Consider the following 12043-nt stretch of genomic DNA (forward strand, 5'->3'; position numbering starts at 1 on the left):
CGTGTCAGACCAGCAATGGAGCGAGCCACCAGGGCCGCAGCCTCCCCCGGCTGCGCTACCCGACGGCTCCATACCGTTGTACGGCAACTACCCGCTGCCAGGTGCGCCCGGCGGTGGACCGGCCCAGCCGCCGGTGGGCTGGGGGCCCGACCTCGGTGGCGGCCGGCATTTTCGGCACGGGGGGCCACAGCCGCGAAGACGTCCGACCGGGCTGCTCTTCAGCCTGCTGCTGCTCGGCGGAGTGGCGGCCCTCGTGGTGACAGTCGCTCTCGCACTCCGCGAGAGCGACTCGTCTGCTACCGGCCCTGCGCCCGGCGCCGGCCTGGCGACGACACCCGGCACGCCCGACGACAGCAAGTCCGGTACTCCGCAGTCGCAGGCCGCGACGAGGACCGTGACCGCCGATGCCATCTACGCGACCGGTGTCCAGCGCCCTGTCGGCTGCCAGGAGAGTCCGGTCCCGCTGAGCAAGCAGGCGAACGTCCAGGCGTACTACTCCAACGTGGTCGCATGCCTGAACAAGGCGTGGGCGCCGCAGGTGGAGGCGGCGAAGGACCCCTTCACGCCGCCCCGGCTGAACTTCTGGAGCGGCGTGGTGCAGTCCCCCTGCGCCACCGGCTCGTCGGTGTCGTTCTACTGCGGTCCCAACCGGACCGTCTATCTGAAGTTCACCGACGACATCAAGCTGTGGACCAGGTCTCCGGACGCCGCCAACCGGGCGTTCGCGCGGATGTGGGCGACGTACACGGCCGGGCACGAGTACGCCCACCACCTGCAGCAGCTGACCGGCATCATGGCGGCTGCCCAGCAACTCCAGTACGACGCGCCGGACCAGGACGCGCGGCTGGAACTGAGCCGGCGGGTCGAACTCCAGGCATCCTGTCTGAGTGCGGTCTTCACCGGCGCGAACAGAACCAGTTACGGCATCAACGGTCTGGACCTGACGATCTACCAGAACTACGTCCAGGCACAGACCGGGGACGAAAACAACCGCGGCGGGCCGCGGGACCACGGTGGCCGGGCCAATCATCTTTACTGGACCGGACGCGGTTTCACCACGCTCGACAGTGTCAGCTGCAACACGTTCACGGCTACGGCCGGCAAGGTTTCGTGAGGAGTATCGATGTCGGACAACTGGACTCCACCCCCTGGGCGGAACCCGAACGAGCCGGAGCCGGAGGGTGACGAGCCCACCGGACGGCCGGACGAGGGGTCTGCCCGCCGGGATGGCCAGTCGCCCCTGTGGTGGACCGAATCCGCCGAGAAGCAGAAGGAGTACCTGCAGCCCGCTCCTCCCGGTGAACAGACACCGCTGGTAGGCCCACCCGGGCAGCGGAACCTCACCTGGAACCTGCCGCCCTACTCCCAGCCGGGCGCCACTCCGCCACGCCCGCCTGCCGGCAACCCCGGCGCTACGCCGCCACCTCGGCGTGCCGGCAACCCCGGCCCAGGCGGACAGCCGGGAGCCGATGCTGGTCAGCCCGGTCCCGGCTCGGCTGGTCCTCGGCGGGCACGGCACGCGGGTGCGCCCGGGCCCACCCCACCGCCGCAGCAGCCGCAGCCGCAGCCGGCCGAGGGTGGGTTCCAGGGGCTGGGGCAGCCGGTGCAGCAGCCTCCGACCTGGCAGTACCCGCCGATCCCGATCCCGCAGCCGCCGGGGCCGGGGCGTAGGCGGAAGCCTCGCCAGGTGTCCAAGGGTCTGCTGATCGGGCTCGTGGTGCTGGCTGTGTTCATCGTCGGCTCGGGCATCACCCTGGCCCTGCGGAACGGCGGTGACGACAACGTCCCTGCCGCCTCGGACACCCCGGTGCCGTCGCCGACGCCTTCGGAGACCCCGTCGGTCACGCCGAGCCCGACCCCGACGGCCCCCGCGCCGCCCACGGTCGACGAGATCGTCACCACCAGCAAGCTGTACAAGGTCGGTGTCCTCAGCCCCACGCCGTGCGTGGAGCCGAAGGCCATCCCGAGCACGTACGCCGGCGCGAAGGCGTACTACGGCCTGATCGTCCCGTGCATGAACCGCACCTGGTACCTGGCGATGAAGAAGGCCGGCCTGCCGTACCGCGCGCCGAAGCTGGTCGTGTACGCCGGTGCGCTGAAGACCGGCTGCGGCCAGCAGCGCGGCAACCGTGCGTACTACTGCCACCTCACCGAGACGATCTACATGCCGTACGCGCTCGGGATCGCCTACTACAAGCGCAACCCCGTCTCCGGCCGGGTGTGGATGATGAACTCCCTCGCGCACGAGTACGGGCATCACGTGCAGAAGCTGTCCGGCATCTACGCCGCATCCCTGTCCCGGCAACTCAACGCCGCGACTCCGGTCGCCCAGTTGACCGAGAGCCGGACGCGTGAACTGCAGGCGGCCTGCTTCGGCTCGGCGTACCTGGGTGCGGCCGGTCCGTACATCCCGCTGCGCGGCCCGCTGCTGGCGACCTGGAAGGTCCTGGTCGCCAACACCGGCGACGAGTTCTCCCGGCCGCTGGTCCGCGACCGGGGCAACCGGGTGAACCACAACTACTGGTCGGTGCGCGGCTTCAACACCAAGAGCCCGGACGTGTGCAACTCGTTCGTCGCGAAGCCTGTTCTGACCAACTGAGCCGGGGTCAGAACAGGCGGCGCGACGACGACAGGTGGCCGCCGAAGACGGTGACGAAGTTCGAGAGCGACTCCCCGATGTCGGACAGGTGCCAGTTCTCCGGACCGGAGTACCAGCCGATGCCCGCGTCGGGGTCGTCATCGTCGTCGGTGGCCGCGATCTCCAGCGCCCACTTGTCCGCCAGCCCCAGTACGGCGGCGTACGGCAGGCAGCGCGACGCGAACTCCAGCCGGTGGCTCTGTGGCAGGTCGGCGGAGGTTTCGTCGGCCAGGTAGCGCTGCAGCCCGGCCACACGTCCCAGTACCGCCGCACCGCGAGCAGTGCGCGCCGGAGCGACCTGCCCAGCCAGGGCGAGCACCAGCCCGGACAGCATCACGGCGAAGCCCACCAGGCCGAACTTGGTCACGATCGCGAGTACGACGGTCAGCACTACTCCGGCTCCGAGCAGCACCAGGCCGGCCGTGGTCCACCGGTTGCGAACGGCGTCCGGACGGTTCGCGAACCAGCCCTGCGTGACGACGTCGGAGTACAGCTGCTCGCGCACCAGCGTGAGTCGCGAGCGGAGTCCGTGCCCGAGGGAGGACACCCTGACGGTCTCCCCGTCGGCGAACACCGCGTCCAGCAAGGCCTTCTCGTACGGCAGCAGCTCGGGGCCGCCGGCGTTGCGCCGCTGCAGCTCCCAGTCGAGCCGGCCGAAGTGGGACTCCCGCGGCAGCTCGACGATCGTCAGATAGTTGCGTACGGCAAGGTCCAGCAGCGTCGCGGTGAGGTCGACGACGTCGGCCGTCTCGTCCACCACGGTGCCGACCTGGCCCGGCCGGATCCCGTCCGGAGCCGCGAACCGCGGTCCGTCGGCACCGTCCAGCACCGGCCGCTCGGGCGCCCCGACCCCGACCTTGACCGCGTCCCGGCCGCGGAAGAACCACAACGCCGCGGCGCCCAGGACGCCGAGACCGAGCAGCAGCACGCTCAGCCCGGCCGTGGACCGGTCGACGGTGAACGCGTTGCCGAGACTCCAGCGGGTCCGGAACTCGGCGTTCGGCTGGACCGTCGCCTGACCACTCAGCCCGGTCAGGAAGGTCAGCCGCCCGCCTGCCGGTACGCCGTTCTGCTCGATCTCCAGCGCCGCCGACTCGGCCAGCTGCGACGTCGTACAGGGCATGCTCGAGCCGACCCGGCCGGCGAAGCAGGTCACCCAGGTCGCGAACGGGACGGTCACCGAGACCGAGGCCTTCGGGATGCCGACGCCGTACCCCTGGACGATCGGCCAGCTCACCTCGCGGCCCTCGACCGAGTCCGCGACGACGTTGTCGACCTCGTAGCTGTAGACGATCTTGGCCTGGCCGGAGACCTTCAGGCTGAGCTTGCGGCCGTTCTCGATCTTCTCGTCGGTGAAGTTCTCGGCCGGCTGCCCGTTGACCGTGGCCGACACGTTGCGGATGTCGTAGGTGCGGTCCTCGTCGGCGTCCGAGCGGACCCGCGTGGCCAGCGTGCGCGCGAAGGTGTCGCCACCGGCGGTCAGGTCGACCGTTTCCTGCACCTTGAGCACGCCCGCACCGTTCAGCGACGCCTGCGCGGCGTACCCGGTGATCTGGTCGTCCGCGGCCTGGGCCGGCAAGGCGCCCAGAGCAACGAGGGGGACTGTCAGAGACACGAGCAGGGCGGCCGACGACAGGCGGCTCTTCGGTGACATGGGTCGAGAGTAGTCTCGTGCCGGTTCGTCCTGCGAACTCCGACATCGAGCTGAAGGGGCAACGACACGTGAGCACCCCGTACGGGTACGACGGCCGTCTCCAGGACCGGGTGGCGCCGCCTCCCGGCGTACTGCCGCCGCCGCAGCAGACCCAGTGGCAGGCCGGTCCGCCGCCGCAGTACGCGCAGCGGCAGTACGGACAGCCGCAGTACGGACAGTCGCAGTACTACGGGCAGCCCTACTACGGCGGGCCTCAGCAGTTCAACGGCTTCCAGCCGCCGCCCAAGCGGGGTGGAGCGATCCGGCTCGTCCTGCTCGGTTTCACCGTGGTGGCGCTCCTGGGGATCGGGCTGGCTGTGGTCGGTGTGGTGCTGACCGGCGGCCTCTCGTCCAGCGACACGGCGACGCCGCAGGTCGACGGCCCGTCCGTGGTGCCGACGGCGACCACCAAGCCGCCGAAGGGTTCGGCCGAGGACTACCTGCTGAACGCCCCGATCTACCAGTCCGGTGGGCTGGGTGAGCAGAACTGCCCGGCCGAGAAGCTCGGTGACGGCAGCCTGGCGGCGCAGAAGGTCTACTACGAGAAGCTCTTCAAGTGCCTGAACGACGCCTGGCGGCCGGTCTTCACCAAGATCGGCAAGAACGACCCGGACCCGAGCCTGGTCGTCTTCGACAAGCCGGTCCAGACCTCCTGCGGCCGGTTCGAGCCGCTGTCGGGCCGGGTCCTGGCCTTCTACTGCTACGGCAACAAGGTGATGTACACCGACGTACAGCAGATGAACAAGGCGTTCGGTCCGAAGCAGGACCTGGCGTACCTGCTGACGATCGCGCACGAGTACGGCCACCACATCCAAGGTGTCACCGACCTGTTCTACGCCCGCGCCGTCTACCTGCAGGACCACCCGGACGAGAAGCTGGACAGCTCCCGCCGCAACGAACTCCAGGCCTCCTGCTTCGCCGGTGTCTTCAGCCGCTCGGTGGCCCGGTCCTATCCGTTCACCTCGCGGCTGAACGAGTTCGAGCAGCAGGCCGGCAACAGCTTCGGGGACTCCTCCAACACACCCGAGGCCGAACGGACCCATGGACTGGCCTCCAGTCAAGGATTCTGGATCACCAACGGTCTCAACGTCGGCGAGAGCAAGGCCTGCAACACCTTCGCCGCCCAGGCCGACCAGGTCCGGTAGTCCGGCCCCGATCGCCGGGGGAAGTGTTGGCGTGAAGTTCAGGTCGGCGTCGCTCGGGCGGCGTATCATCCGGCCGTGACTTTGCGACGGGGGGACAGCGCTCCGCCCGAGCGGACGCTGGTGGACGTGGTGCAGGCGTCGGCGGCGAGTTTCCCGGACGAGCCGGCGCTGGACGACGGCAGTGTGAGTCTGAGCTATCGCGAACTGGTTGCCGCGGTCACCAAGTTCGCGCGGCGGCTGACGGAACTCGGTGTCGGTCCAGGTGACCGCGTCGGCGTACGGATCTCGTCCGGGCACAACGACCTGTACGTCGCGATCCTCGGCACGCTGCAGGCGGGCGCGGCCTACGTACCGGTCGACGCCGACGACCCCGAAGAGCGGGCCGAGCTGGTCTTCGGCGAGGCAGCGGTGGCCGCGATCGTCACCGACGATCTCGAGATCACCTCCACCCGCCCTGCGCCGGCAGCGGACGCCGATGCCGACTCGGCCGACGGCTACTACGACTTCCCCTACTCCGCCCGCATGGACGCCCCCGGTACGCCGGCGGAACCGACCCGGACCAGCCACGGCGACGGCCCGACCCCGGACGACGACGCCTGGATCATCTTCACCTCCGGTTCGACCGGCGTCCCCAAGGGCGTCGCTGTCACCCACCGCTCGGCAGCGGCTTTCGTCGACGCCGAAGCGCGGATGTTCCTGCAAGCAGAGCCGATCGGCCCCGAGGACCGCGTGCTGGCCGGTCTGTCGGTGGCGTTCGACGCGTCCTGCGAGGAGATGTGGCTCGCCTGGCGGTACGGCGCCTGCCTCGTCCCCGCGCCGCGGTCCCTGGTGCGCAGCGGCATGGACCTCGGTCCCTGGCTGGTCGCGCAGGGCATCACGATCGTCTCGACCGTACCGACCCTCGCCGCGCTCTGGCCGTCGGACGCCCTCGACAACGTGCGGCTGCTGATCTTCGGCGGTGAGGCCTGTCCCCCGGAGCTGGCCGAGCGGCTCGCGGTCGACGGCCGCGAGGTCTGGAACACCTACGGACCGACGGAGGCCACGGTCGTTGCCTGTGGCGCCCAACTCACCGGTGAGGGCCCGGTCCGGATCGGCCTGCCGTTGGACGGCTGGGACCTCGCCGTGGTCGACAAGGCCGGCACCGAAGTACCGGAAGGCGAGATCGGTGAGCTGATCATCGGCGGCGTCGGCCTGGCCCGGTACCTCGATCCGGCGAAGGACGCGGAGAAGTTCGCGCCGATGCCGTCACTCGGCTGGGAGCGCGCCTATCGCAGTGGCGACCTGGTCAGGAACGAACCCGAAGGCCTGCTGTTCATGGGACGCGCCGACGAGCAGATCAAGCTCGGTGGTCGCCGGATCGAGCTGGGCGAGGTGGATGCGGCGCTGCAGGCTCTGCCCGGCGTCACCGGCGCGGCAGCCGCAGTACGGACCAGTGGTGCCGGCAACCAGCTACTGGTCGGGTACGTCGTACCGGATGACGCTGAGGCCTTTGACCGGCAAGCAGCAACAGAGCGTCTTCGCGAAGCACTCCCGGCCGCGCTGGTCCCACTGCTCGCCATCACGGACACCTTGCCGACCAGGACCTCCGGCAAGGTCGACCGCAACGCGCTGCCGTGGCCACTACCGGGCATGGACACGGACGGACCGGCTGCCGAGCTCGACGGGACAGCAGGCTGGCTGGCGGAGCGCTGGACGAAGGTGCTGGGTGCCAAGGTCACCGGTGCCGACAACGACTTCTTCCTGCACGGCGGTGGAAGCCTCGCGGCCGCACAGCTCGTCTCCACCCTCAGGGAGCGGTACGCCGAGGTCACGGTCGGCGACATCTACGAGTACCCGCGCCTGGGCGCACTGGCCGATCGGCTCGACGACTTCAAGACCTCCACCGTGCCGGTGGAGATCCGGGAGGTTCGGCCGACCCCGCCCGGCACCCAGCTCCTGCAGACCGCGTTGACCCTCCTACTGCAGACAGTGGTCGGTGTTCGCTGGCTGGTCTGGCTCTTCACCCTGAACAACCTGCTGGCGCTGACCGACGGCCCGCACCCCTGGATGCGCACAGTCTCGTGGTGGTGGATCCTGGCCGGCTGGCTGATCCTCATCACGCCCGCCGGCCGCATGGGCATCGCTGTCGTCGGCGCTCGCTTGCTGCTGCGTGGGCTGAAGCCTGGCGTCTACCCACGAGGTGGCAACGTCCATGTCCGTCTGTGGGCAGCAGAGAACCTCGCTGACGCCGCAGGTGCCGCCAACCTCGCCGGTGCGCCCTGGATCGCCTACTACGCAAGGGCTCTGGGGGCGAAGATCGGCAAGGGTGTCGACCTCCACACGCTTCCCCCGGTCACCGGCCTCCTCAGCATGGGCCGTGGCGCGTCGATCGAACCAGAGGTCGACCTGTCGGGCTACTGGATCGACGGCGACCGCCTGCACGTAGGCACGGTGACTGTCGGTGCCGAGGCGGTCGTGGGCTCCCGCAGTACTCTGCTGCCGGGCGCAGAGGTCGGCCGCAATGCAGAGATCGCCGCAGGCTCTGCCGTGTCCGGCAAGGTCCCGCCGGGCGAGCGCTGGTCCGGGTCACCGGCAACACGGGTCGGCCGCGCCCGGCGCCCATGGCCGGAGGAGCGGCCTGCTCGCGCTCCCTGGTGGGTCCTCGCGTACGGCGCCGCCTCCGCCTTCATGTCGCTCCTGCCGCTGGCCGCGGCGACCACCGCCATCCTCGTACTGCGCAACGCCGTCTCCGGCACCACGTCGCTCGGAGACGCCGCCCTGCAAGCGTTGTACGCGATCCCCCTGATGACTCTGGTCGGCTTCCTCACGCTCGCCCTGCTGACCCTGATCATCGTCCGGCTGCTGGGAATCGGCATCAAGGCCGGCCACTACCCCGTACGCAGCCGCATCGGCTGGCAGGTGTGGGCGACCGAGCGGCTGCTCGACTCGGCCCGCACGCTGCTCTTCCCGCTCTACGCGAGCCTGCTGACGCCGTGGTGGCTGCGGGCGCTCGGGGCGAAGATCGGCCGGGACGTCGAGGCGTCCACCGTGCTGTTGCTCCCGAAGATGACGACCGTCGGCGATGGCGCCTTCCTGGCCGACGACACCATGATCGCGTCGTACGAGCTGGGCGGTGGCTGGCTGCACGTCGCCGGCGCCAAGGTCGGCAAGCGCGCTTTCCTCGGCAACTCGGGGATGACGGCACCCGGCCGCTCGGTGCCCAAGAACGGCCTCGTCGCGGTCCTGTCGGCGGCACCGAAGAAGTCCAAGGCCGGTACGTCGTGGCTGGGCAGCCCGCCGGTCAAGCTGCGCCGCCAGGCCGTCGGTGGCGACCAGAGCCGTACGTTCGACCCGCCGCTGCGGCTCAAGTTCGCCCGGGCCGCGGTGGAGCTGTGCCGGTTCGTGCCGATGATGTGCACGGTACTGATCGCGCTCGGCGTGCTGTTCACCCTGCAGGCGCTCGACCTGTGGCTCGGGCCGTGGGCGACGTTCCTGCTGTCGGGCGCGGTGATCCTGGCCGCTGGTGCGGTGGCCGGCACGATGGCGACCATCTCGAAATGGGTGATCGTCGGCCGCACCCGCGCGGTCGAGTACCCGCTGTGGAGCAGCTTCGTCTGGCGCAACGAAGTGGTCGACACCTTCGTCGAGATGGTCGCGGCCCCCTGGTTCGCCAACGCGGCCGCCGGTACGCCGGTCCTCGCGCTCTGGCTGCGCACGCTCGGCGCCAAGATCGGCAAGGGGGTCTGGTGCGAGACCTACTGGCTGCCGGAAGCGGATCTGATCACGCTCGGCGACGGTGCGTCGGTGAATCGCGGCTGCGTGCTCCAGACCCACCTGTTCCATGACAGGGTGATGTCCATGAGCACCGTCACCTTCGGGCCTGGATCCACCCTCGGGCCGCACGGCATCATCCTGCCGGCCGCCTCGATCGGCGCGGGCGCCACCGTCGGCCCGGTCTCGCTGGTGATGCGTGGTGAGAGTGTTCCCGCCGGGTCCCGCTGGGCCGGCAACCCGATCGCGCCCTGGCAGGGTTGATGGTTGCCCGCGACAAGGGCTTGCCGGGCGACGACACCGCCGGTGATCCCTATGTACCGACGCACGGCAACGGCGGCTACCGGGTCGAGTCGTACGAGCTGGATCTGGACTACCGCGTCAGCAGCAACCGGCTGAGCGGCAAGGCCACCATCACCGCGGAGGCGACCCAGGCGCTGTCCCGGGTCAGCCTCGACCTGGTCGGCCTGCGCGTGGCCAAGGTGCTCGTCAACGGCCGCCGGGCCGGCCGCTACGCGCACCGCAACGGCAAACTGCACGTCTGGCCGTCCCCGGCCATCGCCGACGGCGCGGAGTTCGTGGTGGACGTCCAGTACTCCGGCAACCCGGCTCCGATGGACAGCCCGTGGGGCGAGCTCGGCTGGGAGGAGCTGACCGAGGGTGTGATCGTCGCGAGCCAGCCGAGCGGCGCCGCGACCTGGTTCCCGTGCAACGACCATCCCAGCGACAAGGCGCACTACCGGATCACGATCACCACCGATTCGCCGTACCACGTGGTGGCGAACGGGCGGCCCGTCTCCCGGCGTACCAAGGCCAGCAGGACCAGCTGGGTGTTCGACCAGGCGGCACCGATGGCGACGTACCTGGCGACCGTGCAGATCGGCCGGTACGACGTACTGGAACTGGAGACGTCGCCTGTCACCACCCGGGCCGTGCTGCCCGCCGCACAGCTGCGCGACTTCAAGTCGGACTTCGGGCGGCAGCAGGACATGATGCGGCTGTTCATCAAGCTCTTCGGGCCCTACCCGTTCGGCGGCTACACGGTGGTGGTCACCGACGATCCGCTGGAGATTCCGCTGGAGGCGCAGGGCATCTCGGTCTTCGGCAGCAACCATGTCGACGGCAAGCGCGGCGCCGAGCGGCTGGTGGCGCACGAGCTGGCGCACCAGTGGTTCGGCAACAGCCTGACGCCCTCCCGCTGGCAGGACATCTGGCTCAACGAGGGTTTCGCCTGCTACGCGGAGTGGTTGTGGTCGGAGGAGTCCGGTGGGCTGACGGCTTCGCAGCAGGTCTCCAAGGCCTACAGCCGGCTGCGCGGGCTCGACCAGGATCTGTTGCTCTCGGACCCGGGGCCTGAGCTGATGTTCGACGACCGGCTCTACAAGCGTGGCGCGATCACCTTGCACGTCCTGCGTCTGCAGTTGGGCGACGAGCCGTTCTTCGAACTGCTGCGCACCTGGACCAGGGCGCATCGGCACGGCTCGGTGACCACGGAGGACTTCATCGGGCTAGCCGTCCAGTTCACGTCGGACGAAAACGCAGTACGGGCTCTCTTCGCTGTCTGGCTGGACAGTGTCGACCTGCCTGCGCTCCCCCGGCGCCGCCGCTAAGGCTGCAGCGGGACTAGTAGACCAGGGCGGTGGCGATGGCCGCGATGCCTTCTCCCCGGCCGGTGAGGCCGAGTCCGTCCGTGGTGGTGGCCGAGACCGAGACCTCGGCGTCGCAGGCGGCGCTGAGGGCCTTCTCGGCCTCCTCGCGTCGGGCGGCGAACCGTGGCCGGTTGCAGATCACCTGGACGGAGATGTTGCCGATCTCGAAGCCGGCGGCGCGAACGCGCCGGGCCGCCTCGCCGAGCAGGGTCGCGCCCGAGGCGCCCGCCCACTGCGGTTCCGACGTACCGAAGTTGGAGCCGAGATCGCCGAGCCTTGCCGCCGACAACAATGCGTCGCAGGCCGCATGGGCCGCCACGTCGCCGTCGGAGTGACCGGACGGGCCGGCCGTCTCCTCGGGCCAGTGCAGGCCGGCCAGCCACATCTGGCGGCCTTCCTCGACGGGATGGACGTCGACGCCCGTCCCCACCCTCGGCACCCTCACGAACTCCGCCTCTCAGCCAGGATGGCCTCGGCCAGGATCAGATCCCGCGGCCGGGTCACCTTGAACGCGTCCTGCGATCCCGCCACCGTCAGCACCGGTACGCCGAGCCGCTCGCACAGCATGGCGTCGTCGGTCGCGCCGCCGGTGTCGCCGGAATGGGCCTTGCGCAACAGTCCCGGCTCGAACCCCTGCGGGGTCTGGACCGCGACCAGGGTCGAGCGGTCGGGCGTGTCGACCACCAGCCCGCCGGCGTCGACGCGCTTGATCGTGTCGGTCACCGGGATCGCCGGAACGACCGCGGGCGCACCACCGATGACCGCGGCAACGACCCGTTCGATCAGGTCGGGCGGCGCGAAGGAACGAGCCGCGTCGTGCACGAGCACGCAGTCGATGCCCTCGGCAGGGACCAGCTCGAGCGCCAGCCGGACCGAGTCGGTCCGCTCGGCGCCGCCGGCAACGATCAGGAGCTCCAGCGGACCGGAGTACGGCTGGAGGAGTTCGCGGACCGCCTGCTCGGTGCCGGGTGGCACCGCGATCACAACGCAGGCGAGGTCGGCGGCGGTCGCTGCCCGCAGTCCACGAAGAGCGTGGACCAGCAGCGATTCGCCACCGACCTCTCGCAATGCCTTTGGTGCCTCACCACCGAGCCTGAGCCCGAGACCGGCCGCCGGAATGATCGCCGCAGTACTCACGACCACATCATGCCGGACGGTTCAGTCGCGC

General features: G+C 70.0%; 8 protein-coding genes. 5 read left to right on the forward strand and 3 right to left on the reverse strand.

Translation table 11 applies throughout. The annotated features are described in order from the left end of the window. Position 1: 1 nt before the first annotated feature. Both OX958_RS31825 and OX958_RS31830 read left to right on the forward strand, forming a co-directional pair. Positions 2-1114: a neutral zinc metallopeptidase gene (locus OX958_RS31825; RefSeq protein ID WP_270133887.1), complete on the forward strand. Its 1113-nt coding sequence runs from the start codon at positions 2-4 to the stop codon at positions 1112-1114. A 9-nt stretch (positions 1115-1123) separates the two neighbouring features. After that, positions 1124-2599: a neutral zinc metallopeptidase gene (locus tag OX958_RS31830; protein WP_270133889.1), complete on the forward strand. Its 1476-nt coding sequence runs from the start codon at positions 1124-1126 to the stop codon at positions 2597-2599. 7 nt (positions 2600-2606) lie between these two features. On the opposite strand, the gene OX958_RS31835 is transcribed toward OX958_RS31830, so the two are convergent. After that, positions 2607-4292 carry a DUF2207 domain-containing protein gene (locus tag OX958_RS31835; RefSeq protein WP_270133890.1) on the reverse strand — a complete coding sequence of 562 codons (1686 nt, stop codon included), beginning with the start codon at positions 4290-4292 and terminating at the stop codon, positions 2607-2609. A gap of 17 nt (positions 4293-4309) precedes the next feature. Between OX958_RS31835 and OX958_RS31840 the strand changes: the two genes are divergently transcribed. The 3 genes from OX958_RS31840 (at position 4310) to OX958_RS31850 (ending at position 10836) form a co-directional block, all read left to right on the forward strand. Next, a complete protein-coding gene (locus OX958_RS31840; protein WP_270133891.1) occupies positions 4310-5476 on the forward strand; it encodes a neutral zinc metallopeptidase in 1167 nt (388 codons plus the stop codon). 75 nt (positions 5477-5551) lie between these two features. Continuing rightward, positions 5552-9490, forward strand: coding sequence for a Pls/PosA family non-ribosomal peptide synthetase (locus OX958_RS31845; protein ID WP_270133892.1), 3939 nt, complete (start codon positions 5552-5554; stop codon positions 9488-9490). Further along, positions 9490-10836, forward strand: coding sequence for a M1 family metallopeptidase (locus tag OX958_RS31850; protein WP_270133893.1), 1347 nt, complete (start codon positions 9490-9492; stop codon positions 10834-10836). Before OX958_RS31845 ends, OX958_RS31850 begins: the two co-directional genes overlap by 1 nt. Positions 10837-10849: 13 nt before the next feature. Here the strand turns inward: OX958_RS31850 and ispF are convergent, their stop codons facing one another. Both ispF and ispD read right to left on the reverse strand, forming a co-directional pair. After that, positions 10850-11260, reverse strand: coding sequence for a 2-C-methyl-D-erythritol 2,4-cyclodiphosphate synthase (ispF, locus tag OX958_RS31855; protein WP_270139186.1), 411 nt, complete (start codon positions 11258-11260; stop codon positions 10850-10852). A gap of 56 nt (positions 11261-11316) precedes the next feature. Then, the gene (gene ispD / locus OX958_RS31860; RefSeq protein WP_270133895.1) at positions 11317-12012 is read right to left on the reverse strand and encodes a 2-C-methyl-D-erythritol 4-phosphate cytidylyltransferase; all 696 of its coding nucleotides are present in this window, start codon (positions 12010-12012) and stop codon (positions 11317-11319) included. Positions 12013-12043: the final 31 nt, after the last annotated feature.

Origin of the sequence: Kribbella sp. CA-293567, from assembly GCF_027627575.1 — a bacterium.
Taxonomy (GTDB): Bacteria; Actinomycetota; Actinomycetes; order Propionibacteriales; family Kribbellaceae; genus Kribbella.